Source organism: Streptomyces sp. NPDC002566 (assembly GCF_042889585.1).
GTDB lineage: Bacteria > Actinomycetota > Actinomycetes > Streptomycetales > Streptomycetaceae > Streptomyces.
Window position 1 is genome coordinate 801,984 of the sequence record NZ_JBIARD010000001.1, and the last position, 24,828, is coordinate 826,811.

25 protein-coding genes and 2 tRNA genes are annotated in these 24,828 nt (G+C 73.9%); 12 read left to right on the plus strand and 15 right to left on the minus strand.

Annotated elements, in window-relative coordinates:
• Positions 1-8: 8 nt before the first annotated feature.
• The 6 genes from pcaD to ACFYXA_RS03440 all read right to left on the minus strand — a co-directional run bounded on the left by pcaD (position 9) and on the right by ACFYXA_RS03440 (position 5,512).
• Positions 9-1,142: a 3-oxoadipate enol-lactonase gene (gene pcaD / locus ACFYXA_RS03415; RefSeq protein ID WP_389027802.1), complete on the minus strand. Its 1,134-nt coding sequence runs from the start codon at positions 1,140-1,142 to the stop codon at positions 9-11.
• Positions 1,139-2,500: a 3-carboxy-cis,cis-muconate cycloisomerase gene (pcaB, locus tag ACFYXA_RS03420; RefSeq protein WP_389027804.1), complete on the minus strand. Its 1,362-nt coding sequence runs from the start codon at positions 2,498-2,500 to the stop codon at positions 1,139-1,141. The genes pcaD and pcaB overlap by 4 nt, the downstream gene beginning before the upstream one ends.
• Complete coding sequence (gene pcaG / locus ACFYXA_RS03425) at positions 2,497-3,138, minus strand: protocatechuate 3,4-dioxygenase subunit alpha (protein ID WP_389027806.1); 642 nt, start codon at positions 3,136-3,138, stop codon at positions 2,497-2,499. Before pcaG ends, pcaB begins: the two co-directional genes overlap by 4 nt.
• Before the next feature lies 1 nt (position 3,139).
• Positions 3,140-3,913: a protocatechuate 3,4-dioxygenase subunit beta gene (gene pcaH, locus ACFYXA_RS03430; RefSeq protein ID WP_389027808.1), complete on the minus strand. Its 774-nt coding sequence runs from the start codon at positions 3,911-3,913 to the stop codon at positions 3,140-3,142.
• Between the two features lie 172 nt (positions 3,914-4,085).
• On the minus strand, positions 4,086-4,730 hold the full coding sequence (locus ACFYXA_RS03435) for a CoA transferase subunit B (RefSeq protein ID WP_389027810.1): 645 nt from the start codon (positions 4,728-4,730) through the stop codon (positions 4,086-4,088).
• A complete protein-coding gene (locus ACFYXA_RS03440; protein WP_389027812.1) occupies positions 4,730-5,512 on the minus strand; it encodes a CoA transferase subunit A in 783 nt (260 codons plus the stop codon). Before ACFYXA_RS03440 ends, ACFYXA_RS03435 begins: the two co-directional genes overlap by 1 nt.
• Positions 5,513-5,767: 255 nt before the next feature.
• Between ACFYXA_RS03440 and ACFYXA_RS03445 the strand changes: the two genes are divergently transcribed.
• On the plus strand, positions 5,768-6,241 hold the full coding sequence (locus ACFYXA_RS03445; protein ID WP_352252290.1) for a MarR family transcriptional regulator: 474 nt from the start codon (positions 5,768-5,770) through the stop codon (positions 6,239-6,241).
• Positions 6,242-6,258: 17 nt separating this feature from the next.
• Here ACFYXA_RS03445 and ACFYXA_RS03450 read toward each other — a convergent pair whose 3' ends face one another.
• The gene (locus tag ACFYXA_RS03450) at positions 6,259-7,380 is read right to left on the minus strand and encodes a DUF3048 domain-containing protein (RefSeq protein WP_389027814.1); all 1,122 of its coding nucleotides are present in this window, start codon (positions 7,378-7,380) and stop codon (positions 6,259-6,261) included.
• Positions 7,381-7,576: 196 nt separating this feature from the next.
• Between ACFYXA_RS03450 and ACFYXA_RS03455 the strand changes: the two genes are divergently transcribed.
• Entirely contained in the window at positions 7,577-8,767 is a 1,191-nt protein-coding gene (locus ACFYXA_RS03455; RefSeq protein WP_352252286.1) for a zinc-dependent alcohol dehydrogenase, read from the plus strand.
• Between the two features lie 32 nt (positions 8,768-8,799).
• Here ACFYXA_RS03455 and ACFYXA_RS03460 read toward each other — a convergent pair whose 3' ends face one another.
• A complete protein-coding gene (locus ACFYXA_RS03460) occupies positions 8,800-9,888 on the minus strand; it encodes an ATP-dependent DNA ligase (protein WP_352252284.1) in 1,089 nt (362 codons plus the stop codon).
• Between the two features lie 74 nt (positions 9,889-9,962).
• Between ACFYXA_RS03460 and ligD the strand changes: the two genes are divergently transcribed.
• Positions 9,963-10,976: a non-homologous end-joining DNA ligase gene (ligD, locus tag ACFYXA_RS03465; RefSeq protein ID WP_389027817.1), complete on the plus strand. Its 1,014-nt coding sequence runs from the start codon at positions 9,963-9,965 to the stop codon at positions 10,974-10,976.
• Between the two features lie 87 nt (positions 10,977-11,063).
• Complete coding sequence (locus ACFYXA_RS03470; RefSeq protein ID WP_389027819.1) at positions 11,064-12,083, plus strand: LacI family DNA-binding transcriptional regulator; 1,020 nt, start codon at positions 11,064-11,066, stop codon at positions 12,081-12,083.
• Between the two features lie 14 nt (positions 12,084-12,097).
• Here the strand turns inward: ACFYXA_RS03470 and ACFYXA_RS03475 are convergent, their stop codons facing one another.
• Entirely contained in the window at positions 12,098-12,895 is a 798-nt protein-coding gene (locus ACFYXA_RS03475) for a VOC family protein (RefSeq protein WP_352248126.1), read from the minus strand.
• 128 nt (positions 12,896-13,023) lie between these two features.
• On the opposite strand from ACFYXA_RS03475, the gene ACFYXA_RS03480 reads away from it, so the two are divergent.
• The 4 genes from ACFYXA_RS03480 to ACFYXA_RS03495 all read left to right on the plus strand — a co-directional run bounded on the left by ACFYXA_RS03480 (position 13,024) and on the right by ACFYXA_RS03495 (position 15,063).
• Positions 13,024-13,269, plus strand: coding sequence for a WhiB family transcriptional regulator (locus ACFYXA_RS03480; RefSeq protein ID WP_207228691.1), 246 nt, complete (start codon positions 13,024-13,026; stop codon positions 13,267-13,269).
• Between the two features lie 114 nt (positions 13,270-13,383).
• Positions 13,384-13,455, plus strand: a tRNA-Glu gene (locus tag ACFYXA_RS03485).
• Between the two features lie 32 nt (positions 13,456-13,487).
• Entirely contained in the window at positions 13,488-14,918 is a 1,431-nt protein-coding gene (locus ACFYXA_RS03490) for an SDR family NAD(P)-dependent oxidoreductase (protein WP_389027822.1), read from the plus strand.
• Between the two features lie 69 nt (positions 14,919-14,987).
• Positions 14,988-15,063 (plus strand) — tRNA-Trp (locus ACFYXA_RS03495).
• A gap of 13 nt (positions 15,064-15,076) precedes the next feature.
• Here ACFYXA_RS03495 and ACFYXA_RS03500 read toward each other — a convergent pair.
• The 5 genes from ACFYXA_RS03500 to ACFYXA_RS03520 all read right to left on the minus strand — a co-directional run bounded on the left by ACFYXA_RS03500 (position 15,077) and on the right by ACFYXA_RS03520 (position 20,609).
• Entirely contained in the window at positions 15,077-15,940 is an 864-nt protein-coding gene (locus ACFYXA_RS03500) for a hypothetical protein (RefSeq protein WP_389027825.1), read from the minus strand.
• A gap of 103 nt (positions 15,941-16,043) precedes the next feature.
• Positions 16,044-17,018 (minus strand): acyl-ACP desaturase, encoded by a 975-nt coding sequence (locus ACFYXA_RS03505; protein WP_389027827.1) that lies wholly within the window; start codon positions 17,016-17,018, stop codon positions 16,044-16,046.
• A gap of 247 nt (positions 17,019-17,265) precedes the next feature.
• Positions 17,266-18,042, minus strand: a complete 777-nt coding sequence (gene ddaH / locus ACFYXA_RS03510; protein WP_352248135.1) for a dimethylargininase — start codon at positions 18,040-18,042, stop codon at positions 17,266-17,268.
• A gap of 196 nt (positions 18,043-18,238) precedes the next feature.
• Positions 18,239-19,861, minus strand: a complete 1,623-nt coding sequence (locus ACFYXA_RS03515) for an ABC-F family ATP-binding cassette domain-containing protein (RefSeq protein WP_389027830.1) — start codon at positions 19,859-19,861, stop codon at positions 18,239-18,241.
• Positions 19,862-20,195: 334 nt separating this feature from the next.
• Positions 20,196-20,609 carry an SsgA family sporulation/cell division regulator gene (locus ACFYXA_RS03520; RefSeq protein ID WP_130437639.1) on the minus strand — a complete coding sequence of 138 codons (414 nt, stop codon included), beginning with the start codon at positions 20,607-20,609 and terminating at the stop codon, positions 20,196-20,198.
• Positions 20,610-20,991: 382 nt separating this feature from the next.
• On the opposite strand from ACFYXA_RS03520, the gene ACFYXA_RS03525 reads away from it, so the two are divergent.
• From ACFYXA_RS03525 to mmpA, 4 genes are all read left to right on the plus strand, one after another.
• The gene (locus ACFYXA_RS03525) at positions 20,992-22,047 is read left to right on the plus strand and encodes a WD40/YVTN/BNR-like repeat-containing protein (protein ID WP_389029039.1); all 1,056 of its coding nucleotides are present in this window, start codon (positions 20,992-20,994) and stop codon (positions 22,045-22,047) included.
• A gap of 59 nt (positions 22,048-22,106) precedes the next feature.
• Positions 22,107-22,436, plus strand: a complete 330-nt coding sequence (locus tag ACFYXA_RS03530; RefSeq protein ID WP_351097099.1) for a plasmid stabilization protein — start codon at positions 22,107-22,109, stop codon at positions 22,434-22,436.
• A gap of 60 nt (positions 22,437-22,496) precedes the next feature.
• Positions 22,497-23,192, plus strand: a complete 696-nt coding sequence (locus tag ACFYXA_RS03535; protein ID WP_389027832.1) for an endonuclease V — start codon at positions 22,497-22,499, stop codon at positions 23,190-23,192.
• A gap of 82 nt (positions 23,193-23,274) precedes the next feature.
• Positions 23,275-23,421: a morphogenic membrane protein MmpA gene (gene mmpA / locus ACFYXA_RS03540; protein WP_352248143.1), complete on the plus strand. Its 147-nt coding sequence runs from the start codon at positions 23,275-23,277 to the stop codon at positions 23,419-23,421.
• Between the two features lie 17 nt (positions 23,422-23,438).
• Here mmpA and ACFYXA_RS03545 read toward each other — a convergent pair whose 3' ends face one another.
• Positions 23,439-24,617, minus strand: coding sequence for a saccharopine dehydrogenase family protein (locus ACFYXA_RS03545; protein ID WP_389027835.1), 1,179 nt, complete (start codon positions 24,615-24,617; stop codon positions 23,439-23,441).
• Between the last annotated feature and the right edge of the window lie 211 nt (positions 24,618-24,828).

The following is a 24,828-nucleotide window of genomic DNA, read 5'->3' on the forward strand; positions in this document are numbered from 1 at the left end:
CTCCCGGTTCAGACGCCGCCGTCGGCGGGTCCCTCCTCGGCCAGCACGCGCTGAGCCGTGGCGAAGGCGGCGTTCGCCGCCGGGACGCCGCAGTAGACGGCCGTCTGCAGCAGGACCGCGGCGATCTCCTCCGCGGTGAGACCGTTGCGCCGGGCCGCCCGCACATGCATGGCCAGTTCGTCCAGGTGGCCGTGGGCCACCAGCGCTGTCAGGGTGACCATGCTGCGTTCCCGGCGGCTGAGGGTCGGGTCGGTCCAGATCTCCCCCCAGGCGTACCGCGAGATGAAGTCCTGGAAGCGGGCCGTGAACGCGTTCTGCCGGGCCTGCGCCCGGTCCACGTGCGCGTCGCCCAGCACCTGGCGGCGGACCTCCATCCCGCGCCGGGCGTCGCCGTCGAAGTGGGCGCGCAGCGCCGTCAGCACCGCCTCCGGCCGCTCCGCCGGGGCCAGGTGCGAGGCCCCCGGGATCTCGACCAGCGCGGCGCCCGGCACCGCGTCCGCGATCTCCCGCAGATGCGCCGGCGGCGTCGCCGGGTCCTCGCGCCCGGCGACCGCCAGCGTGGGCGCCGAGATCTCGGGCAGCAGCTCCCGCAGGTCGAACGCGGCCAGCGCGTCACAGCAGGCGGCGTACGCCCCGGGGGCGGCGTCCCGGTGGTCGGCGACGAGCTGCGGGACGGTGAACCCGGGCGTGAACCAGCGCGCGTCGGCCCCGGCGGCCAACTCGGCGAGCCCCTCGCGCCGCACCAGCGCGGCCCGCTCCCGCCACGGCTGCGCCCCGTTGAAGTGGGCCGAGGAGCAGACCACCGCCAGCGAGGACACCCGCTCGGGGTGGTGCGCCGCGAGGTGCAGGCCGACGGCGCCGCCCAACGACACCCCGGCGTACGCGAAGCGCTCCACGCCCAGCGCGTCGGCGAGCGCCAGCACCAGGGCGGCGAGGTCCCCGACGGTGGCGCCCGGCCCGATCAACTCGGCCGCCGAGCCCCCGTGTCCGGGCAGATCCCAGCGGATCACCCGGTGGGCGGCGGACAGTTCGGGCGCGACCTTGTCCCACAGGGCGTACGAGGTCCCCAGCGAGGGGCCGAGCAGCAGCGCGGGCGCGGAAACGGGGCCCTCGGCGCGGTGGTTGAGCAGTGTCTCGGTCAACGTCGCTCCAGCGCACGGTCGGTGAGGGCTCCGGCGGAGCCGGTGTAGCGGGTGGGGTCGGTGAGATCGCCCAGGTCGACGTCCTTCAACTCGACTTGTTCGCTCAGTAGTTCCGCGAGGGGGCGGCCTTCGGTATGGGCGCGGGGCGCGAGTTCGGTGAGCAGCTCCTTCGCGCGGGACCGCCCGAGGATCCGGGACAGCTTGGCGGAGAGCCGCTCGGAGACGATCAGCCCATGGGTGAGAGAGAGATGGGAACGCATCGTGCCGGGGTGCACGCGCAGCCCCTCCGTCAGCTCGGCCGCGTCCCGGGCGGCGCCGCCGGCCAGCCGCAGCAGATCCCGCAGCGGCTCCCACTCGGCGTGCCAGGCCCCGGCCGGGCGTTCGTCCTCCGCGGTGAGTGATCCGTACAGCACGGCCGCGAGTTGCGGCGCACGCCGGGCGGCCGCCGCGATCAGCGTGGCGCGCACCGGGTTCGCCTTGTGCGGCATGGCCGAGGAGCCGCCCCCGCTGCCCTCCGCCACCTCGGCGATCTCGGTGCGGGCGAGCGTGAGCACGTCGACGGCGACCTTCCCCAGCGCGCCCGCCGTGAAGGCGAGGCACCCGGCGAGGTCGGCGATCGGCGTCCGCAGGGTGTGCCACGGCAACAGCGGTGCCGCGAGCCCGAGTTCACGAGCGTAGGCGGCGGGCAGCGCGGTCGCGTCCTCGGCGCCGTAGGCGGTGAACGCGGCCAGCGTCCCGGCCGCGCCGCCGAGTTGGGCGGGCAGGGCGTCCCGTACGGCCGTCGCCCGGTCCCGTGCGTCCAGGATCAGCGACCGCCATCCGGCCGCCTTCAGCCCGAAGGTGGTGGGCACGGCGTGCTGGGTGAGCGTGCGCCCGGGCATCGGCGTGTCCCGATGCCCGGCCGCGAGCCCGGCGAGCGCCCGCTGGGTGCGCTCCAGGTCGGGCAGGAGCAGGTCCAGGGTGCGCCGGGCCACCAGCATGGTCGCGGTGTCCATGATGTCCTGGCTGGTCGCGCCCCGGTGGACGTACGGACCGTGCTCCGCGCCGACCGCCTCGGTGAGGTCCCCGACCAGCGGGATCACCGGGTTGCCGCCGGCGCGGGCCCGTTCCGCCAGGGACCGTACGTCGAAGGCTCCGGAAGCGGCCGCCTCGGTCACCGCACGCGCGGCCTCCCCGGGGGCCAGCCCCAGCGCGGCCTGGGCCCGGGTGAGCGCGGCCTCCGCGTCGAGCAGCGCCCGCAGATAGGCGCGGTCGCCGGTCGCGGAGGCGGCGGGGGAGCCGGCCCGGCCGGGGGCGAGCAGACCGGCGTCGTCGGGCGCGGCCGGGGTTTCCTCGGGCCCGGACGCCGGCAGGGTCACCGGAACTCCAGGAAGACGGTCTCGCCCTCGCCCTGGAGGCGGACGTCGAAGCGGTAGGCGTCCCTGCCGCTGCCCCCGCTGCCCCCGCCGCCCCCGCCGCCCCCGCCGCCCCCGGCGACCAGCGTCGCCCGGCGTGCCTCGTCGAGCCGGGACAGCAGCGGGTCGGCGGCGTGCGCGGCCGTGTCCTCGGGGAAGTAGATCCGGGTGAACAGGTGGACCAGCAGTCCGCGCGCGAACACACAGACGCTCAGGTAGGGGGCGCTGCGTCCGCGCGCCCCGGGGCGCAGTGTGCGGGCGGCCCAGTGGCCGTCGGCGTCGGTCTGCACCCGCCCCCAGCCGGTGAACTCCACGCCGTTGCGGCCCAGGAAGCCGCCGCCGGCCGGGTCGCGCCGCATCGAGCCGTCGACCCGGGACAGCCGGCCCTCGGGGTCCGCGCCCCACAGTTCCAGGAAGGCGTCCGGCAGCGGCCGGCCCTCACCGTCGTACACATAGCCGTGGACGGTGACGGTGTCGGGGTGGCCGAGCGGGGCGATGTCACCGCCGCCGGGGAACGGCAGCGCGTGGCCGTAGAAGGGACCGACCGTGTGCGACGGGGTGGGCAGGACCGTCTCCGGGCGAGCGGTGTCGATCTTCGTCATGTCAGCGTCCCTCTTCAATCCAGGTGGCGTGCGGGCCGTCGAGCACGATGTCCCAGTGGTAGCCCATCGAGAACTCCGGCACCGACAGGGCGTGGTCGTAGGTGGCGACCAGCCGCTGCCGGGCCGCGTCGTCCGTCACCGACTGGATGATCGGGTCGTAGGGGAACAGCGGGTCGCCCGGGAAGTACATCTGCGTCACCAGCCGCTGCGTGAACGCCGTGCCGAAGAGCGAGAAGTGGATGTGCGCCGGCCGCCAGGCGTTGAGGTGCTGCCGCCACGGGTAGGGGCCCGGCTGGATCGTGGTGAAACGGTAGGAGCCGGTGTCGTCGGTGAGCGTGCGGCCGACGCCGGTGAAGTTCGGGTCCAGCGGGGCGTCGTGCTGCTCGCGCCGGTGGGCGTAGCGGCCCGCCGAGTTGGCCTGCCAGATCTCGACCAGCTGGCCGCGGACCGGCCGCCCGGCGCGGTCGAGGAGCCGGCCGGAGACGGTGATGCGCTCACCGATCGGCTCGCCGGTGTGCTGCCGGGTCAGATCGTTGTCGACTTCGGTGACGTCGCGCTCGCCGAAGGCGGGGGAGGCCAGCTCGACCAGCTCCGGGTCCGTGCCCACGTCGATCGTGACCGGCGGCTGCTTCGGGTGGCGCAGCACGGAGGAACGGTAGGGGGCGTAGTCGCGGCGCGGCTGGTGCTCGACGGGCGCCCCGCCGGCGATCCGCTTCTCGTACGCGGCGCGCTCGGCCGCGATCTCCAGGTCGATGTCGTGCTGGGTGAGAGTCATGGGGTGTCCCGGTTTCCTGGCGGTCACGTCGAAGGGAGCGGTCGAAGGGGGCGGGGGACGCGGTGCCGCATGCCGGACGGTCGTGCGCCCGGATCGTCCGGGCGGACGGCTGCGAGCGCCCCGCCGCGGCGGCCGGCCGGCGCGCGGACCGCGTCGGCGCTGTGGACCTCCCTCATCGCAGGCTGTCCGCGACGGTCAGTTCGGCGGCGGTGCGCGCGGCGACCTCCTCGACGCTCACGCCGGGCGCGGTCTCGGCCAGCACCAGCCCGTCGCCGGTGACGTCCAGGACGCCGAGGTCGGTGATGATCCGGTCCACGCACCCCTTGCCGGTGAGCGGCAGCGCGCACTCGGCGAGGATCTTGGGGCTGCCGTCCTTCGCGGTGTGGCTCATGACGACGATGACCGTGCGGGCGCCGTGCACCAGGTCCATCGCCCCGCCGATCCCGGTGATCATCTTCCCCGGGATCGCCCAGTTGGCGAGGTCGCCCCTCGCGGACACCTGCATCGCGCCCAGCACGGCTACGTCGATGTGCCCGCCGCGGATCATCGAGAACGACAGCGCCGAGTCGAAGAACGACGCGCCCGGCAGGACCGTCACGGTCTCCTTCCCGGCGTTGATCAGATCCGGGTCGACCTCGTCCTCGGTGGGGTAGGGGCCGGTCCCGAGGATGCCGTTCTCGGACTCGAGGATCACCTCGACGCCCGGCGGCAGGTGGTTGGGGATCAGGGTCGGCAGTCCGATGCCGAGGTTGACGTACTGGCCGTCGCGGAGTTCGCGCGCGGCGCGGGCCGCCATCTCCTCACGTGTCCAGGCCATCAGCCGCTCACCGCCCCCTCCGCGCGGGACGCCGAGACCGTCCGCCGCTCGATCTTCTTGTCGGCCGCCTGCTCCGGGGTCAGCGCGACCACCCGCTGCACGAAGACGCCCGGCAGATGGACCGCGTCCGGGTCGATCTCGCCGGGTTCGAGGAGTTCCTCGACCTCGGCGACGGTCACCCGCCCCGCCATCGCCGCGAGCGGGTTGAAGTTGCGGGCGGACCGGTTGAAGACGAGGTTGCCGTGCCGGTCCCCCTTCGCCGCCCTGACCAGCGCGAAGTCGGTGCGGATACCGCGCTCCAGGACGTAGTGCGCGCCGTCGAACTCGCGGACCTCCTTCGCCGGCGAGGCCAGCGCGATGCCGCCCTCACCGTCGTAGCGCCAGGGCAGACCGCCGTCCGCGACCTGCGTGCCCACACCGGCGGGCGTGTAGAAGGCGGGGATGCCGGCGCCGCCGGCCCGCAGCCGCTCCGCGAGCGTGCCCTGCGGGATCATCTCCACCTCCAGCTCCCCGGCCAGGTACTGGCGGGCGAACTCCTTGTTGGCCCCTATGTAGGAACCGGTGACCCGGGCGATCCGCCCGGCGGCCAGGAGGACCGCGAGGCCCGACTCCATCGCCCCGCAGTTGTTGGAGACGACCGACAGGCCGGTGACGCCCCGCTCGTACAGCGCCTGCACGAGGACGTTCGGCACGCCGCTCAGCCCGAACCCGCCCACCGCCAGCGACGCGCCGTCCGGCACGTCGGCCACCGCCTCAAGGGCCGTGGCGACCACCTTGTCCATCCGTCAAGCCCCATCTCTCGTGGGCGCGCCGACGCGCCGCAAGGCCTTCGCACCCTCGATCCGCGCGCGCCTGATCCGTGGTTCCCATCGATCAGGGCACTGACGATTCGACGAGGTGCACTTCACGCTGCCACCGCCGGACCCGACCGTCAACCCCGCTGGAAGCGCCATCGAGCGCCGGTGTCCGGAGGGGAGACGGCCGGTTCGGCCCCGGGTATCGTTCAGTGCACGTACGATCCGACCTCGGGAGCGCGCATGGCGGCGGTGGACCTGAACACCCATCCCGGGCACCTGGCCCGGCGGCTCCAGCAGGGGCACCACCTGCTGTGGAACGCCATGGTGTCCGAGGAGACCACCTCGCCCCAGTTCGCCGTCCTCAACGCCCTCGTCGCCGAGCCGGGCCTGGACCAGCGCACGGTGGGGGAGCGGGTGAACCTGGACCGCTCCACCGTCGCCGAGGTCGTCAGCCGGCTCACCCGGCGCGGGCTGCTCGACAAGGTCCGCGACCCGCGGGACGGCCGCCGCTCCCTGCTGCGCCTGACGGACGAAGGGGCGCGCACGCACCGCCGTCTCGCCGTGCGCGCCGCCCGGATGAGCCAGGTCTTCCTCGCGCCGCTGTCCGCCGAGGAGCGGACGGTCTTCTTCGACCTGCTCCGCCGGGTCGCGGACGCGGCGGAGGGGCTGCGCAACCCGGAGAGCGGCGAGGGGCCGGCCGGCCCGGAGAGCTGATCGAAGGCCCGGTCCCGCTACGGGGCCTTCGCGAACACGACCCACACCTGGCCAGGGGCGAAGGCGACCGGTCTGCCGTCGTTCGTCGTGAACCGGGTGCCCTCCTCGGCCGTCGGCCGCTTCCAGCGCACCGCGTAGGAGCGGCCGTCGCGCAGCACCTCCGCCTTCCCCGCGCCCACCGTCTCCGGGTACGGGGTGTGGTTGCCGAGCGAGTCGTGGTAGGCGGACGCGCGCACCTTCATGTACTGCACGACCACCGTCGCCGGCGCCGCCCGCCGCCCGTCGGCGGTCGTGGTCGCGCGGCCGTCGGTGGAGACCAGCCAGCGCCGCCTGTCCGGCGACCAGTCGAAGGTGAAGCGGGCGGCCGGGTACCGCACCGTGCGCGAGGTCCGCGGCGTTCCGCCGTCAGGGGCGGCGCCGAAGCGGAAGCCGGTGGTCAGAGCGGCCGAGCCGGGGGCGGAGGGCAGCAGCCGTCCGGGCCGTACGTACAGGTTGTGCGGCGCCTGGCCGTCCGCGTCGCGGTAGTACGCGCCCGGGGCCGCGTCGGGGGTGACGGCCTTCAGCGGCGCCTCGCCGATCAGGGGCAGCAGCTTGCGCTGCGCTCCCGAGAAGGCCAGGACCGGCCGGTCGAACTGGCGCAGCAGTTCGAGGTCGGACTCGCGGGCACTGCGCACCGGCCCGACCGCCTTCGGCAGCTTCGTCGCGTACACCGCCATCAGCCGGCTCAGTCCGCCCTCGACCGGTTCGACGTACACGATGTCCGCGGCGTCCAGACCGGTCTGCGGACGGGCCGCCCGGACGTTGTCGATCTTCACGGCGAGCAGCGGGCCGGCGGGCGGCGGTGTCCTCATGCCGGGATCGCGGTCCGCGCCGCCCGGGGTGCGTTCCGGCCTGCCCGCCGAGGGGGCGGCCGGTGCGGGGCCCGCGCCGTCCGGCCGGTTGCCGGCGGGTCCGTGGCCCGCGGCGCGGGCGTCGTCGACGGGAGCGCTCGGCGCCGAGCAGCCCGCCGCCAGGGCGGCCGCGACCACCGTGGCCAGGGCCGCCACCGACCTCTTCACGGGCCGCCCCCGGCGCGCTCCGCACCAGGGGCCCGTCCCGCCGTCCACCGTCGTCACGCCCACCCTCGCACCCCGTTCCATGACTTGATTGTGCGCTTATCGGTTCATCGGTGGCCCTACCCGATCGATCCCGATCGTTCGCGCTGACTGGGCCGTTCGGCCCAGGGGGACGTCCGCGGCGCGGTTCGCCATCCGGGCCCTCGGGTACCCGGGGCGAACCCAGGGCCCGGCCCCGGACGGGGCGGACCCCCGAAGTCGGTGGAGGGAGCGCGGCACGATGAAGGCAGTGACCTGGCAGGGGAAGCGCGACGTACGGGTGGAGACCGTGCCCGACCCGACGATCCAGGAACCGACGGACGCCGTCATCCGCGTCACGTCCACCGGGCTGTGCGGATCCGACCTGCACCTCTACGAGGTGCTCACGCCCTTCATGACCCCCGGCGACATCCTCGGCCACGAACCGATGGGCATCGTCGAGGAGGTCGGCCCGGGCGTGCCCGACCTCAAGGCCGGCGACCGGGTCGTCGTCCCGTTCCAGATCGCCTGCGGTAACTGCTGGATGTGCCTGAACTCCCTGCCCACGCAGTGCGAGACCACCCAGGTCACCGGCGAGGGCATGGGCGCCGCCCTGTTCGGCTACACCCGCCTGTACGGCGCGGTGCCCGGCGGCCAGGCCGAGTACCTGCGGGTCCCGCAGGCGCAGTACGGCCCGATCAAGGTCCCCGAGGGCCCGGCCGACGACCGCTTCGTCTACCTCTCCGACGTGCTGCCCACCGCCTGGCAGGCGGTCGCCTACGCCGGCATCCCCGAGGGCGGCAGCGTCGCGGTGCTCGGTCTCGGCCCCATCGGCGACATGGCCTGCCGGGTCGCGCAAGTGCGCGGCGCCGGACGCGTGTTCGGCGTGGACCTGGTCGGGGACCGGCTGCGGCGGGCCCGCGCGCGGGGCGTCGAGACGTTCGACCTGCGCAGCTTCGACAGCGAGAAGGAACTGGTCGCCGCGATCCGCGACCAGACCGACGGGCGCGGGCCCGACGCCGTGATCGACGCCGTCGGCACCGAGGCCCACGGCAGCGCCGCGGCGCGCCTCGTCCAGAACGCCTCCGCCCTGCTGCCCCGCAAGATCGGCGGCCTCCTCGCCGAACGCTTCAGCGTCGACCGGCTCGCCGCCCTGCACACCGCCATCGAACTGGTGCGCCGCGGCGGCACCCTCTCCCTGACCGGCGTCTACGGCGGCATGGCCGACCCGATGCCCATGCTCACCATGTTCGACAAGCAGATCCAGATCCGGATGGGCCAGGCCAACGTGCGCCGCTGGGTCGACGAGATCCTCCCCTACCTCACCGACGAGGACCCGCTCGGCGTCGACGACTTCGCCACCCACCGCGTCCCGCTGTCGGAGGCGCCCCAGGCCTACGAGACGTTCCAGCAGAAGCGGGACGGCGCGGTCAAGTTCCTCATGACGCCGTAGCCGGCGCCGTCAGACGCAGCGCCGCCCGGGTCTCACGGTCCGGGCGGCGTCCTGGGCGGCGCGCCCAGGATCTCCGCGAGGTCGTAGCGCACCGGCTCCTCCAGCTGGGCGTACGTGCAGCTCTCCGGGGTGCGGTCGGGGCGCCAACGGCGGAAGCGGGCCGTGTGGCGGAACCGGGCGCCGTTCTCCATGTGGTCGTACGCCACCTCCACCACCCGCTCCGGCCGCAACGGCACCCAGGACAGGTCCTTCTTGCCCGACCAGCGGCTCGGCGCGCCCGGCAGCCTGGCCGTCTCATGGGCGGCCTCCTCCGACCAGGCGGCCCACGGGTGGCCCGCCACGTCGTCCATGCGCAGCGGCTCCAGCTCCTCGACCAGCTCGGCCCGCCGCTTCATCGAGAACGCGGCGGACACACCGACGTGCTGGAGGACGCCCCGGTCGTCGTACAGGCCGAGCAGCAGCGAGCCGACCACGGGGCCGCTCTTGTGCAGCCGGTAGCCGGCCACCACCACGTCCGCCGTGCGCTCGTGCTTGACCTTGAACATGACCCGCTCGTCCTGCCGGTAGGGCAGCGTCAACGGCTTGGCGATCACCCCGTCGAGCCCCGCCCCCTCGAACTCCTCGAACCACCGCCGCGCCACCTCGACGTCGGTCGTCGCCGGCGCGAGATGCACGGGCGGCGTCACCCCGGCCAGCGCCCGGGCGAGCAGCGCCCGCCGGTCCGTCATCCCCACGGTGAGCAGCGACTCGTCGGCCAGCGCCAGCAGATCGAACGCGACGAACGACGCCGGGGTCCGCTCGGCCAGCGTGCGCACCCGGGACTCCGCCGGATGGATGCGCTCGGTCAGCGCGTCGAAGTCCAGCCGCCCCTCCCGCGCGATCACGATCTCCCCGTCCAGCACGCACCGCGCGGGCAGCCGCTCCCGCAGCGCCGCCACCAGCTCGGGGAAGTACCTGGTCAAAGGCTTCCCGGTACGGCTGCCCAGCTCGACGTCGGGCCCGTCGCGGAACACGATCGCCCGGAACCCGTCCCACTTCGCCTCGTACTGCATGCCCGGCGGGATCACCGCCACCGACTTGGCGAGCATCGGCTTCACGGGCGGCATGACCGGCAGATCCATGGTCCGATTCTGCTCCGGCACGGCGGCGACCGCCCGGTGTGCGAGCCATGGGCGGTACGCCTACCGTGGCTCGCATGGGCGATGCGGTGGAACTTCAGGCGGGCGGCCGGACCGTACGGCTGTCCAGCCCCGACAAGGTCTTCTTCCCGGAGCGCGGCTTCACCAAGCTGGACCTCGCCCGTTACTACCAGGCGGTCGCCCCCGGCATCCTGCGCGCCCTGCGCGAGCGGCCCACCACCCTGGAGCGCTACCCGGACGGCGTCACCGGCGAGTCCTTCTTCCAGAAACGGGCCCCGAAGAACATGCCCGACTGGATCCCGACCGCCCACATCACCTTCCCCAGCGGCCGCTCCGCCGACGAGATGTGCCCCACCGAGGAAGCCGCCGTCCTGTGGGCCGCCCAGTACGGCACGCTCACCTTCCACCCCTGGCCGGTCCGCCGCACCGACGTCGACCGCCCCGACGAGCTGCGCATCGACCTCGACCCGCAGCCCGGCACCGACTACGACGACGCCGTCCACGCCGCCCACGAACTGCGCGCCGTACTGGAGGAGTTCGGGCTGCGCGGCTGGCCCAAGACCTCCGGCGGACGCGGTCTGCACGTGTTCGCGCCGATCGAGCCGCGCTGGACCTTCACCCAGGTCCGGCGCGCCGCCATCGCCGTCGGCCGGGAGATGGAACGCCGGATGCCCGAGCGGGTCACCATCAAGTGGTGGAAGGAGGAGCGCGGCGAGCGCATCTTCATCGACTACAACCAGACCGCCCGCGACCGCACCATCGCCTCCGCCTACTCCGTACGGCCCCGCCCGCACGCCCCCGTGTCGGCGCCCCTGCGCTGGGAGGAGGTCGGCGTGGCCCACCCGCGCGACTTCGACATCGCGACGATGCCGGCCCGCTACGCCGAACTCGGCGACGTGCACGCCGACATGGACGACCACGCCTACTCCCTGGACGCCCTCCTCGACCTCGCCCGGCGCGACGAACGCGACCACGGCCTCGGCGACCTGCCGTATCCGCCGGAGTACCCGAAGATGCCGGGGGAGCCCAGCCGGGTCCAGCCGAGCCGCGCCCGCAAGAGCCCCTCCTGACGGTCGCGGACGGGCGAGAGAGCGCTCTCCGGTCAGGTCGCCGGCCGGGGCTATCCTGGCCCACACCCACCGAGGAGGAGCCCCGCAGTGACCGAGACAGCCCCGCGCCCCACCCTGGAGGCCGTGGCCGCGCGGGCCGGGGTCTCCCGGGCCACCGTCTCACGGGTCGTCAACGGCGGGGACGGGGTCAGGGAGCCGCTCGTCGAGCGGGTCCGGCGGGCCGTGGAGGAACTCGGGTACGTCCCCAACCAGGCCGCCCGCAGCCTGGTGACCAGACGGCACGACGCCGTCGCCGTCGTCATCGCCGAACCCGAGACCAGGGTCTTCGCCGACCCCTTCTTCGCGCTCCAACTCCGAGGCATCAGCAAGGAGTTGACGGCCCATGACAACCAGCTGGTCCTGCTCCTCACCGAGGGCCGCGACGACCACGCCCGGGTCGCCCGCTACCTCGCCGGCGGCCATGTCGACGGCGCCCTCGTCTTCTCCCTCCACCTCGACGACCCGCTGCCCGGACTGATCCAGGGCGCCGGCGTGCCCACCGTGTTCGGCGGGCGCCCGGGCTGGAGCGACGGCACCCGGGACGTCGTCCACGTCGACAGCGACAACCGCGGCGGCGCCCGCGAGGCCGTCCGCCACCTCGTCGACCTCGGCCGCCGCCGGGTCGCGCACATCACCGGGCCCCTGGACCAGACCTCCGCGGCGGACCGTCTCCAGGGCTTCCTCGACGTCATGGGCGACACCGACCAGCGGCTCGTCGCGGAGGGCGACTTCACCCCCGGCGGCGGCGAGCGCGCGATGCGGGAACTCCTGGACCGCAGCCCCGACCTCGACGCCGTGTTCGCCGCCAACGACCTCAGCGCCGCGGGCGCCCTGCGCGTCCTGCGCGCACGCGGGCGGCGCGTGCCCGAGGACGTGGCGGTGGTCGGCTTCGACGACATGCTGCCCGTGGCGGAACAGACCGATCCACCGCTGACGACCGTCCGCCAGGACATCGAGGAGATGGGCCGGATCATGGCCCGCCTCCTGCTCCACGGCCGACACGACCCCGCCGCCTCCGGACCGGGCACGGTCCTGCCGACCACCCTGATCCGCCGCGCCTCCGCCTAGGACGTGTGTCCCCCTCAGGCCTGCCGGGGTGCGCTCCTCATCACCGCGAAGCGTGCGCCGTCCGGGTCGGCGAGTGAGGCGATGCGGCCGACGCCCGGCAGGTCGACGGCCGCCCGCCGCACCGACCCGCCCAGCTCCACGGCACGGGCGACGGCCGTGTCCACGTCGTCGACCTCGAAGTACGGCAGCCAGTACGCGCCCGACGCCGCCCCCGTCTCCTCGGGATCGTCGTCCGGCGGGACGATCCCGCCGAACATGGCGTCCTCTCCGGCGCCGGCCGGGTTGAGGCACGTGTACGTGCCGCCCGGGAACGGCACGGCCGACGTCTCCAGGCCCAGGGCCGCCGCGTAGAAGGCGGCGGCCGCCGCCTCGTCCGGCGTGTGCAGCTCGACCCAGCGCAGCGAGCCCGGGTCGCCCGCTATGTCCACGCCCTTGACCTGTCCCGGCTGCCACACGCCGAACGGCGCGCCCGCCGAGTCGGCGAGGATCGCCATCGTGCCCTGGCTCATGACGTCCATGGGCGGGAAGAGCACCCTGCCCCGCGCCTGCTCGACCGCCTTGCAGGTGTCCTCCGCGTCCGCCGACTGGAAGTACACCGTCCACGACGGCGGACCCTGCTCGGGCGTGGTCTGCATGCCGCCCGCAGCCGTCCTCCCGTCGAGCTGGAAGAAGCCGTAGCCGCCGGCGTCCGGCCCCGCCGACCGGAACCGCCAGCCGAAGAGGGCGCCGTAGAAGGCCGAAGCGCGCCCGATGTCCGACGTGCCGACGTCGACCCAGTTCGGAGCGCCGTTGACGAAACGGGTGGTGAGCATCGCGCCCTCCTCCTCGCAGTCCCGTTCTGTGCACTGCCGAGTCTGGCACCGCCCACTGACACTCGCCGCCCGGCCGTGTATATCCGGCGTTGAGCGAACGTTTTTCGCCGCCCGGCACGATCCTCGCCATGTACACCGACACGATCCGCACACCTGAGCTCGCCTGGCAGCGGGAGGCGCTGTGCGCGCAGACCGGGGCGGACTTCTTCTTCCCCGAGCCCGGCAGCTCGGTCCGCGAGGCCAAGCGCATCTGCGGCCTGTGCGAGATGCGCCCCGCCTGCCTCGACTACGCCCTGAACCACGACGAACGCTTCGGCGTGTGGGGCGGCCTCTCCGAGAAGGAACGCCTCGAACTGCGCCGCACCTCGTCCTGAACCCGTCACACACGGCACGACCGGCCGCACGGCAGGGCCGGGATAATCGGGAGACCGCGTCGCGGGGGTGCGGTTAAGATCCCGAAAAGCGCGTCCGGCCGTCCGGATGCGCGGGGTCCTGTAGAGCAGAGGCAGACTCGCCGCCTTCTCAGGGCGGTCACGCCGGTTCGAATCCGGTCGGGACCACGGTTCGACGCGGCAGGGGCGGGCGGGGACGGATGGGCGCGGAGATCACCGGGGCGGACATCGCCGCCTTCCACGACGTCGTGGGCCGGCTGCGCGCCCTGCCCGTCGACGATCCCCTCCGGCTGCGGGCCGAGCAGGTCGCCGCGTCCTTCGCCCGCGACGGACGGCTGCGCCGGCGCAAGGCGCGCGGCGCGCAGGTGTCCGCCGCCGACGCGGCGGCGATGGCCGCGACCGCGACCGGCGCGCTGGACCGCCGCGAGGACGCGCCCCTGACGGACGACGTCCGACACGGCGCCGAGGCTGTGGGGCCGGCCGAGAGCACGGCCCGAGCCCCGGGCACGGAGCCCGTCGCAAGCCCCGGCAACGGCACCCCTCGCACCGTGGGCGTCTACCGCCGGCCCCGCACCTGCTACGTCTGCAAGCTGCCGTACCGGCAGGTGGACGCCTTCTACCACCGTCTCTGTCCGGCCTGCGCCGCCGACAACAGTGCGCGCCGCGCCCTGAGCACCGACCTGAGCGGACGCCGGGTCCTGCTGACCGGCGGCAGGGTGAAGATCGGCTTCCAGCTGGCCCTGATGATGCTGCGCGACGGCGCGGAGGTCGCCGTCACCTCCCGTTTCCCGCACGACACCGTGCGCCGGTTCCATGCCGAGCCCGGCAGCGCGGCCTGGCGGGACCGGCTCACCGTCCTCGCCGTCGACCTGCGCGACCCGCGCCAGGTGCTGGGCCTGTGCGAGGACCTGCGCCGGGACGGCGAGCCGCTCGACATCCTCGTCAACAACGCGGCCCAGACCGTTCGCCGCCCGCCCTCCTCCTACGCCCTGCTGGCCGCCGGCGAGCGCGACGCGCTGCCCGAAGGCGCGCGCGGCGCGCCCGGCTTCACGCCGATGCGCATGCTGGAGGGTCTCGGCGGCTCCCTCTCCGTCCTGCCCGCCGCCCTGCGCGAGGCCGACGAGGCCGGGCTGCTGCCCGACCCGTCCCCGGAGAACTCCTGGTCCGCGCGGCTCGGCGAACTCGACCCGGCCGAGGTGCTGGAGACGCAGCTCGTCAACTCCCTCGCCCCCGCCCTGCTGTGCGACCGGCTGCTGCCGCTGCTGCTCGCCTCCCCGCGCCCGCGCCGCTACGTGATCAACGTGACCGCCGTGGAAGGCCGGTTCGCCGTCCGCAACAAGACGGCAGGGCACCCGCACACCAACATGGCCAAGGCCGCCCTCAACATGCTCACCCGCACCAGTGCCGCCGAACTCGCCGAGCAGGGCGTGCACATGTGCGCCGTCGACACGGGCTGGATCACCGACGAGAACCCCGCGCCCAAGAAGGCCCGGATGGCGAACGCGGGCTTCCGCACCCCGCTGGACGTCGTGGACGGCGCGGCCCGCGTGTACGACCCCGTCGTCCGCGGCGAGGCCGGCGACCCGGTGTCGGGCGTGTTCCTCAAGGACTACCGCGAGGCGCAGTGGTGACCGGCCCCGCCGTCCCCCCTCCCTGATCTCCCTGACACCGGACCTGAGCCGCTACGCTCTGCGTCAAGGGCGGGGTCGTAGCGCAGAGGCAGGCGCACCGGTCTCCAGAACCGGAACACGCTGGTTCGAATCCAGCCACCCCGCCCCCCTTCAACTCCCTACCGCCGCGCCCCGTTTCGCGCGACGGCACCCGCAGCCGCCGTCAACTCGCGTGCGGTGCCCCGGAACGTGCCGATGAGCCGCGCCAGCGCCGTCCACGCCTCCACCCGGTCGCCCAGGTGACGCCCCGCCAGAGGCCGCAGGGCGTCCTCGGCTTCGCCGATCCGCGCCGGGAACAGCGCCCCGCCCATGGACAGCAGGTCCAGGACGCGTACGGCGGGCCCGTGGTCCAGGGCGTACTCCGCCGGGCCGTCGAGGACGCCCGCGCCACGGAGCCGGTGGGCGAACTTGGGGTGCGCGCCGAAGCCGGCGCGGGTCGCGGGCGGGCAGTCGGGGCGTACGGACAGCGCCCAGCGCGCGTAACCCGGCAGGGCGCGCTCGGCGTCCGCCTCGGTGACCGACGCCCAGTCGTCCGGGGTGAGGACCATGGACGCGGCCGCGCGCCCGGTGGCCATGGTGGTCGCCGCGCGCAGAGCGCCGACCAGGCCGTGGCGGACGTAGCTCTCGGGTATGCCGGGTTCCTCGACCGGCAGCCGCGAGCCCGGCCGAAGGGGACGCTCGCGGCCGGGGCCGAACGGGATGCCGCGGGCGAGGGCCCGGCGCAGGCCCGTGTCGAGGCCGGTGTACTGCCACACCACGGCGTTCAGCTGCGGGTCGTCCTCCTGGAGCACCCACAGCACGACGGAGGACGGCACGTCCGGCGGCCATGTCCACGGCCGGTTCAGCCGCTGCCGCCGCGACGCGGAGGTCTCGCGCGCGCCGCCCGTCAGCCCGACGCGTGTGCGCACGCGCCGGGCGGTCTCCTCGTCGGTCAGACCGAGCAGGAAACCGAGCGCCCGGCTCTCCGGGTGGCTGTGGTGCATGGCGGCATGATGCCGCAGGACGCCGACGGCCCGCACCGGGAAAATCGTTTCCCTGTGCGGGCCGTCGGTCAGAGCTGCTTCCGTTGCCGGGGCCCGGCGGGTGTCAGGCTCCGGCGCGTGCCGCCATCCGGGCCTTGCGCGCCGCCAGCTTCTCGTCGAACTTCAGGGCCTCGGCGTCCAGGCCGTTCATGTACAGGCCCAGTTCCTCCTGCGCCTTCAGGCCCTCGGGGCCCAGGCCGTCGATCTCCAGCACCTTCAGGAAGCGCAGCACCGGCTGGAGCACGTCGTCGTGGTGGATGCGCAGGTTGTAGACCTCGCCGATCGCCATCTGCGCCGCGGCCCGCTCGAAGCCGGGGATGCCGTGGCCGGGCATGCGGAAGTTGACGACGACGTCCCGCACGGCCTGCATGGTGAGGTCGGGGGCGAGTTCGAAGGCGGCCTTCAGCAGGTTGCGGTAGAAGACCATGTGGAGGTTCTCGTCGGTCGCGATGCGGGCCAGCATGCGGTCGCAGACCGGGTCGCCGGACTGGTGACCGGTGTTGCGGTGGGAGATGCGGGTCGCGAGCTCCTGGAAGGAGACGTAGGCGATCGAGTGGAGCATCGAGTGCCGGTTGTCGGACTCGAAGCCCTCGCTCATGTGGGACATCCGGAACTCCTCCAGCTTGTCCGGGTCCACCGCGCGCGAGGCCAGCAGGTAGTCGCGCATCACGATGCCGTGCCGGCCCTCCTCCGCCGTCCAGCGGTGCACCCAGGTGCCCCAGGCGCCGTCCCGGCCGAACAGGGAGGCGATCTCGTGGTGGTAGCTGGGCAGGTTGTCCTCGGTCAGCAGGTTCACGACCAGGGCGATACGGCCGATCTCGGTGACCTTCGACTGCTCCTTCTCCCAGGCCTCGCCGTCCTCGAAGAAGCCGGGGAAGTTGCGGCCGTCGCTCCAGGGCACGTACTCGTGCGGCATCCAGTCCTTGGTGACCTTCAGATGCCGGTTGAGCTCCTTCTCGACCACTTCCTCCAGGGCGTACAGCAGCTTGGCGTCGGTCCAGACGGAGGGGCTGCCGAGGTGCGGGGAGGCGATCGTCACGGGTACTCCAGGGGACGGGAGGCGGAGCGGAAAGACATCCGGTGCTGTACCGGAACTTACGGGATCGTAGGCTACGAGCCCGTAGGTTACGAACCCGTAGGTTAAGGTCGGCGTAAAGAGTGCTGATCAGACGCCGGTCGACCGGGCTCGGCGACGCGCCGAGCCGTCGAACCGATTCTTTCCGGGTACGCGCAACAGCCCCCGGACGCAAGGGTCCAGGGGCTGAGACGGCGCACGCGTCACCCGGTCAGGCGTACAGCTCCCGCATCCGCACCGAGAGGCATGTCACACAGCCCTCCAGCTTCTCGAACTCGCTGATGTCGACCACGACGGGTTCGTACCCCAGGCTTTCGAGCAGCTCGCGCGTCCTCGGCGCGCTCGCCGCCATGAGCAGCTTGGGGCCGCCCAGCAGCACCACGTGCGCGCCGGCCTCCTCGGGCACCGAGAGGAACCGCGGGAACAGGGCGGGACGGTCCACCTTCGGGATGTGCCCGATCACCGTGCCGTCCGGCAGCGCGGTGACCGCCGACTTCAGATGCAGCACCTTGCTCACCGGCACCGCCACGACCCGCGCCCCCAGCGGTTCGAAGGCCTCGCGTACCTGCTGCACGCCGGCCGCGTTCGTACGGCCGCCCCGGCCCACGTAGACCGTGTCGCCGACCTTGAGCACGTCGCCGCCGTCCAGCGTGCCCGGCTCCCAGATCCAGTTGACCGAGCAGCCCATACGGGCGACGGTCTCCTCGACGCCGGCGGTCTCCTCCCGCCGGGACTCGGCGCCGGGCCGCGCGATCAGGGCGACGTTGCGGTACATCACGACGGCGTCCTCGACGAACACCGAGTCGGGGCAGTCGTCGGCCGGATCGACCTCGACGGTCTCCCAGCCGTGCGCCCGCAGGGCCTCGACGTACCCCTCCCACTGCTTCAGCGCGAGGCCCACGTCGACCGTCTCCCGCTCGAGGTGCGTCACCAGGCCTTCGGCGAGGCGCGGGCTGGGGCGGCGGATGAGGGCCTTCTTGCTGGGCACGTCCAGGCCTTTCGGATCGGCGGTGGCTGGTGCCCCGGCAGGCGACGTCCGCCCCGTCGGGCAGACGCTGCCTCGCGCGGCACCAGGGGCCTGCCCGGCAGACCCCGACCGGCGCCCCTGTCCGGCACCGATCCGCCATCATGCAACCCCCACCCGCCCAGCACAAACCCCGCGGCGCCGCCCCGCGCGCCCCGGCTCACACCGGTGTGCTCACCTCCTCCTCGGTCGTCTCCCGCAACTCCCCGTCCAGCAGCAGCCAGCGGGTGATGCCGAGCGACCTCAGGAACGGCAGGTCGTGGCTGGCGACGATCAGGGCCCCCTCGTAGGACTCCAGGGCCGTGGTCAGCTGGCGCACACTGGCCATGTCGAGGTTGTTGGTCGGCTCGTCCAGCATCAGCAGCTGCGGCGCCGGCTCGGCCAGCATCAGCGCCGCCAGCGCCGCCCGGAACCGCTCCCCGCCCGAGAGCGTCGCCGCCCTGCGGTCGGCGCGGGCGCCGCGGAACAGGAAGCGGGCCAGCCGGGCGCGGATCCGGTTCGCGGTGGCGCCGGGCGCGTGACGTGCCACGTTCTCGGCGACGGTCAGCTCGCCGTCGAGCACGTCCAGCCGCTGGGGCAGGAAACGCAGCGGCACATGCGCGTGCACCTCGCCCGACAACGGTTCCAGCTCACCGGCGACGGTGCGCAGCAGCGTCGTCTTGCCCGCGCCGTTGCGCCCGACCAGCGCCACCCGTTCGGGCCCGCGCAGATCGAGACCGCCCGCCACGCGCGCGCCGTACGCGAGACGCAGGTCCCGCAGGGTGAGCACGTCACGGCCCGGCGGCACCGCCGTGTACGGCAGGTCGACGCGGATCTCGTCCTCGTCGCGCACCGCCTCCGCGGCCTCGTCGAGCCGTTCCCTGGCTTCGGCGAGCCGCTCCTCGTGCAGGATGCGGTGCTTGCCCGCGGACTCCTGCGCGGACCGCTTGCGCGCCCCCATCACGATCTTCGGCTCGCGTTTCTGCTCCTGCATCTTCTGCCCGTACCGCTTGCGGCGGGCCAGCTTGACCTGGGCGTCGGCCAGTTCGCGCTTCTGCTTGCGCAGGTCGGCCTCGGCGACCTTCAACATCCGCTCGGCCGCCTCCTGTTCGACGGCGAGCGCCTCCTCGTACGCGGAGAAGTTGCCGCCGTACCAGGTGATCTCGCCTGCGTGCAGATCGGCGACCTGGTCGACGAGGTCGAGGAGTTCGCGGTCGTGGCTGACGACGACCATGACGCCCGGCCAGGACGCGACGGCCGCGTACAGCCGCTGCCGGGCGTGCAGGTCGAGGTTGTTGGTGGGCTCGTCCAGCAGCAGGACGTCCGGGCGGCGCAGCAGCAGCGCGGCCAGGCGCAGCAGGACCGACTCGCCGCCGGAGATCTCGCCGACGGTGCGGTCCAACCCGATGTGGCCGAGCCCGAGTTCGCCGAGAGCGGCGAGGGCGCGCTCCTCGACGTCCCAGTCGTCGCCGACGGTCTCGAAGTGCCTCTCGGACACGTCGCCGGCCTCGATGGCGTGCAGTGCGGCCCGCCGGGCGGCGATGCCCAGCGCCTCGTCGACGCGGAGGGAGGTGTCCAGGGTGACGTTCTGCGGGAGATGGCCGACCTCGCCCGTGATGTGCACGGAGCCTTCGGCCGGGGCGAGTTCACCGGTGAGCAGCTTCAACAGGGTGGACTTGCCGGAGCCGTTGGCGCCGACGAGTCCGGTCCGGCCGGGGCCGAAGGCGGTGTCGAGCCGTTCGAAGACGGGGGTGCCGTCGGGCCAGGCGAAGGACAGGGCGGAACAGGTGACTGATGATGACAAGTGGGCCTCGCGGTCGCGTGTGCGGTCAGGGCAACGCGTATCGAGACACCGGGAGACGGCGACCACCGCGGGGGAGCGGCAGGGATGCGGTCACAGGGAACCCACGGGGAGGGGGCCCGCTCGCAAGGACGGCTCGACGCCGAGGTCGCACGCTGCACGCACGCCTGACAGGCGTGGCGCGGTGTCTCTGACCTCAGACGTACAACGTCCTTCTCCCTTCGGTGGCGACAGAAGCGTTCTCACCGTAAGGGGACCGCGAGGGCCGGTCAACGCAATTGAGGGCCGGGCGCCCACCGGTTTCGGACGTCCCGCCCGCTTCGGGCCTTCGGCCCGGTCAGGCGTCCCGCATCAGCTCCGCCAGACCGTTGTCGAGGTCGAGCTGCAGGTGCTCGCGCCCGGCCGGCACCAGCTCGCTCGTGGCCTGGAGGAACCGCCGGATCTCCGACGAGTGCACGTGCACGATCGCGGTGCCCTCCGGCGCGTGGAACTCCAGCACCGTCCTGTCGTAGCCGTAGGGGCGGACGCGGACGTCACCGTGGCCCTCCGCCTCGTGCAGCCCCGCCGTGAGCAGATCGCGGGCGAAGGTCCAGCAGACCTCGACGCCCTCGAGAGTGGCCGGGGCGGGGAAGGTCATGCGGACGGCGAAGGGGTCGCGACGGTCGTAGTGCAGCGTGGCGGGGATGCTCGACATCCGAGGTGCGGCGGCGACCAGGCGGGCCTCAACGGGCTGATCGATGACGATGGACAACGCCTTGCTCCCTTGTGACAGCGGGACGAACTACCGGGGGTGAGTGCAGCCGGACACTGGAAGAGACGTCGGAACCTGCCGGTGCGTGCACATGCAATGCGAGTGACCTCGGTCACCGAGTTTCATGCACACGAGTGACTCACCTCTCTTCCTGCGCCCGGTAAGGCGATTGGGGCGACCGTGGTCCTCTGGACGCCGTCAGGGCCGTGGGCTAGCTTCCCGCGCCATGAGACCCCTGGGGAAGACGCGACGCACGGTACGAACGGTTCCGACGGCGGGGACGGCTCCCGCGACCCGCACAACCCCGACATCCCCCCTCTTCCTGACGCGCGCCGCGCGCGCCGTGACGGCAGCGGCGGCGGCCTGCGCGGCCGTCCTGGCCATGACGGCCGTCCCGGCCGGGGCGGCGGACGGGGCGCCCGCGCGGGAGGCGGGCCGCGCCCCTGCCGTGCCGGGCGGTCACGCGCCCGCGTGGGCCCTGAAGGACACCGGGAAGCCCACCGTCCGCTTCCGCGGCCTGGCCGCCGTCGACCGCAACACCGCCTGGGCGGCCGGCAGCCTCGGCACCGTCCTGCGCACCGCCGACGGCGGGCGGACCTGGCGGGACGTCTCCCCGCCCGGCGCCGCCGAGCTGCAGTTCCGCGACATCGAGGCGTTCGACGCGCGCCGCGCCGTGGTGCTGGCCATCGGCGAGGGCGAGGCTTCCCGCGTCTACCGCACGGACGACGGCGGAGCCACCTGGAAGGAGTCCTTCCGCAACACCGACGCCCGCGCCTTCTACGACTGCATGACCTTCTTCGACCGCCGCCACGGCCTCGCGATGAGCGACCCGGTGGACGGCAGGTTCCGCATCCTGTCCACGAGCGACGGCGGCCGCTCCTGGAAGGTGCTGCCCGACCGCGGCATGCCGCCCGCCCTGGAGGGCGAGGCGGGCTTCGCGGCCAGTGGCCAGTGCCTCGTCTCCGCCGGGTCCCGCGACGTCTGGCTCGCCACCGGCGGCGGGGCACGCGCGCGGGTGCTGCACTCCTCCGACCGCGGACGGACCTGGAAGGCCGCCGACGCCCCCATCCCCGCGGGCGACCCCGCGCGCGGAGTCTTCGCCCTCGCCTTCCGCGACCGCGCCCACGGCCTCGCCGTCGGCGGTGACTACCGGCCCGACCAGGCCTCCCCCCGCCCGGCCGCCACGACCGGCGACGCCGGCCGGACCTGGCGGACCGCCGCCGCACCCCCGCCCGCCTACCGCTCCGGCGTCGCCTGGCTGCCGCACAGCCGCACCGCCGCCCTCGCCGTCGGCCCCACCGGCACCGACCTGACCACCGACGCCGGCCGCACCTGGCGCACGGTCGACACCGGTTCGTACGACACCGTCGACTGCGTCCCGGACGGGGCCTGCTGGGCGGCCGGCGAACAGGGGCGGGTGGCACGGCTGGAGAGATGAGCGGTTTGCGGGGTACCCGGTCGGTGCGAACGCGACAGCCGCGAAAGGAGTGAGCGCACATGCCACGCGGTTCCAGCCCCAAGCGGGAGCGCCAGTACGAGCACATCAAGAAGAGCGCGCAGGACCGGGGTGAGAGCACCGACCGGGCGGAGGAGATCGCCGCCAGGACGGTCAACAAGGAACGCGCCCGGGCCGGCGAGTCCAAGACCGCCAGCCGCACCTCCACCCAGGACATGTCGTCCGGCGAGCGCGGCGGCCGGCGGTCCCACAAGGGCGCACAGGGGCCCACGTACGACCAGCTGTACGAGGAGGCCAAGCGCCGCGGCGTCCACGGCCGTTCGGACATGAACAAGAGCCAGCTGCAGCGCGCCCTGGACGACAAGGGCTGACCCGGCCGCCGGGAACACGATCGCGGACCGGCCCGCGGGGGCCGTACGCTCGTCACCACCATGACGACCGTACCCATTCCCGCGGGCCGGCCCGCGACCGAGGCAGAGGCCCACGCCGTGCAGGACGCGCTGCGGGCCCGGCTGGTGCTCGACGAGCCCGGGCCGCCGCCCGGCGCCGGCCGGGTGACGGGGGTGGACGTCGCCTACGACGACGAGCGGGACGTCGTCGCCGCCGCGGCCGTCGTGCTGGACGCGGCGACCCTCGACGTCGTCGCCGAGGCGACCGCCGTGGGACGGATCTCCTTCCCGTACGTGCCCGGTCTGCTCGCCTTCCGCGAGATCCCCACGGTGCTGGCCGCCCTCGACGCGCTGCCCTGCCCGCCGGGCCTCGTCGTGTGCGACGGCTACGGCCTCGCCCACCCGCGCCGCTTCGGACTCGCCAGCCACCTCGGCGTCCTCACCGGCCTGCCCACGATCGGCGTCGCCAAGAACCCCTTCGTCTTCACGTACGACGAGCCCGGCGTCCCCCGCGGATCGGCGTCCCCGCTGCTCGCGGGCGCCGACGAGGTGGGCCGCGCCCTGCGCACCCGCGAGGGCGTCAAGCCGGTCTTCGTGTCCGTCGGGCACCGGGTGAGCCTGGACAACGCCTGCGCCCACACGCTCGCGCTCACCCCGCGCTACCGGCTCCCGGAGTCGACCCGCCGGGCCGACGCGCTGTGCCGGCGGGCCCTCCGGGAGGCGACGGCGAGCCCCTGAGCGGGGCGCCCGCCGCCTGAGTACGTCGTCTGAGTACCCGTACGGATGCGCCGCCCGGCCGCCGCCCGGCAGTGTGGCCGCCATGACGACGCACCGTTTCCCCGAGCCGCCGGCCGCCCCCGCCCTGCCCGTGCGGCGCGCCATGAACGCGGCGCTGGTCCTCTCCGTGCTGGCCGGACTGGGCTGGATCGCCGGAATGATCTACACCCTGGCCAGCTGGAACCTCTGAACCGCCGGACCCAGGCCTCAGCGGCGCGCCGCCACCCGGAAGCGGATGCCCGCGGCACTGAGCCGTTCGATCAGCGCGTCGCCCATCGCGACCGCCGTCGTGACCTGGCCGGCCGTCTCCGGCAGGTCGTCGAGGGCCAGGGCGAGCGCCGCCTCGGCGAACATCTTCGCCGTCTCGTCGTAGCCGGGGTCGCCGCCCGACACCTCGGTGAAGACCCGCCGGCCGCCGCCCTCGCCCACGAACCGCACCGAGAACCAGCTGCGCGCCCGCCGCTCGGCACTCGGCCCGTCGCCGGGCTTCAGCCGCTCCGACAGCCAGCGCCGTACGGGCGGCACCTGGGCGGCGGCGAAGAGCGCGCCCACACCCGCGACACCGCCCACGGCGACCGGCAGACGCCGTACGGCCGCGTAGTGCCGGTAGCGGAAGTCGGGCCCGTAGCGCTCCAGTGCCTTCGCGGAGCGGCGCACGATCTGCGGGTCGATGGTCGGCAGCGGCAGCGCCCAGGCGCCGACCTCCGGCGCGAACCGGGGCGACCCGGTGGGCGCACCCGCCCGCCGGCCCATCAGCCGGGGCTCGTGCCGGCGCCGCTCCCGAGCCGCGGCCACCATCCGCCGCCCGCGCGCGAACTGCCCCAGCGCCGAGGCGAACGTCCCGCCCGAGAAGGCGGCGTCGGCGGTCACGAAGCCGTCCACCGTCAGCGGCACGCCCTCGGGCAGCTGACGGACCGTGAAGTACACGCCCAGGTCGTGCGGCACTGAGTCGAAGCCGCACGCGTGCACCAGGCGCGCGCCGGTCTCCCGCGCGCGTGCGTCGTGCCGGACGTACGTCAGGTCGACGAACTCCGGCTCCCCGGTGAGGTCGAGGTAGTCGGCGCCGGCGTCCGCGCAGGCGGCCACCAGGTCCTCGCCGTAGGTCACATAGGGGCCGACCGTCGTCGCCACCACGCGTGCCTGCCCGGCGAGCGCGCGCAGCGAGGCCGTGTCGGACACGTCGGCCCGCAGCACCCCCGGCTCCGCGCCGCCCGGAAGCCGGTCGCGCAGCCGGCGCAGCTTGACCTCGTCGCGTCCGGCGATCGCCCAGCGCAGGCCCTCGGGCGCGTGGGCGGCCAGGTACTCCGCGGTGAGTGCCCCGACGAAGCCGGTGGCCCCGAAGAGCACGATGTCGTACGGACGGTCCGACCTGTTCAGCCTGCTCATGACACCCCTTTGTCGTGCAGCCCGCGCCGCTGTGGGTGGCGAGGTTAGCGCGAGCGGCGCGGGGCCCGTCCACGAGGCCGCGAGCAGCGGCCGGCCGTGACCGGGAACGCCCGGAAAAAGCGGGAGAAGGCACGCCGGCCGCCCGCGTCCGCTCCCTTTCGATCGCCTGCCGGGAGAAACCCGGCTCCGCGCACTAAACTGGCTAAGCGCT

Excerpts from the sequence above, each read along its gene's own strand:
- ACFYXA_RS03455 (WP_352252286.1), top strand. The coding sequence starts at position 7,577 with ATGAAGGCAGTGACCTGGCAGGGGAAGCGCGACGTACGGGTGGAGACC.
- ACFYXA_RS03530 (WP_351097099.1), top strand. The coding sequence starts at position 22,107 with ATGCCACGCGGTTCCAGCCCCAAGCGGGAGCGCCAGTACGAGCACATC.
- ACFYXA_RS03435 (WP_389027810.1), bottom strand. The coding sequence starts at position 4,730 with ATGGCCTGGACACGTGAGGAGATGGCGGCCCGCGCCGCGCGCGAACTC.
- pcaH (WP_389027808.1), bottom strand. The coding sequence starts at position 3,913 with ATGACTCTCACCCAGCACGACATCGACCTGGAGATCGCGGCCGAGCGC.
- ACFYXA_RS03460 (WP_352252284.1), bottom strand. The coding sequence starts at position 9,888 with ATGGATCTGCCGGTCATGCCGCCCGTGAAGCCGATGCTCGCCAAGTCG.
- pcaG (WP_389027806.1), bottom strand. The coding sequence starts at position 3,138 with ATGACGAAGATCGACACCGCTCGCCCGGAGACGGTCCTGCCCACCCCG.
- ACFYXA_RS03450 (WP_389027814.1), bottom strand. The coding sequence starts at position 7,380 with ATGGAACGGGGTGCGAGGGTGGGCGTGACGACGGTGGACGGCGGGACG.
- mmpA (WP_352248143.1), top strand. The coding sequence starts at position 23,275 with ATGACGACGCACCGTTTCCCCGAGCCGCCGGCCGCCCCCGCCCTGCCC.
- ACFYXA_RS03535 (WP_389027832.1), top strand. The coding sequence starts at position 22,497 with ATGACGACCGTACCCATTCCCGCGGGCCGGCCCGCGACCGAGGCAGAG.
- ligD (WP_389027817.1), top strand. The coding sequence starts at position 9,963 with ATGGGCGATGCGGTGGAACTTCAGGCGGGCGGCCGGACCGTACGGCTG.
- ACFYXA_RS03500 (WP_389027825.1), bottom strand. The coding sequence starts at position 15,940 with ATGCACCACAGCCACCCGGAGAGCCGGGCGCTCGGTTTCCTGCTCGGT.
- ACFYXA_RS03440 (WP_389027812.1), bottom strand. The coding sequence starts at position 5,512 with ATGGACAAGGTGGTCGCCACGGCCCTTGAGGCGGTGGCCGACGTGCCG.
- ACFYXA_RS03525 (WP_389029039.1), top strand. The coding sequence starts at position 20,992 with ATGACGGCCGTCCCGGCCGGGGCGGCGGACGGGGCGCCCGCGCGGGAG.
- ACFYXA_RS03475 (WP_352248126.1), bottom strand. The coding sequence starts at position 12,895 with ATGCTCACCACCCGTTTCGTCAACGGCGCTCCGAACTGGGTCGACGTC.
- ACFYXA_RS03490 (WP_389027822.1), top strand. The coding sequence starts at position 13,488 with ATGGGCGCGGAGATCACCGGGGCGGACATCGCCGCCTTCCACGACGTC.
- ACFYXA_RS03480 (WP_207228691.1), top strand. The coding sequence starts at position 13,024 with ATGTACACCGACACGATCCGCACACCTGAGCTCGCCTGGCAGCGGGAG.
- ACFYXA_RS03545 (WP_389027835.1), bottom strand. The coding sequence starts at position 24,617 with ATGAGCAGGCTGAACAGGTCGGACCGTCCGTACGACATCGTGCTCTTC.
- ACFYXA_RS03445 (WP_352252290.1), top strand. The coding sequence starts at position 5,768 with ATGGCGGCGGTGGACCTGAACACCCATCCCGGGCACCTGGCCCGGCGG.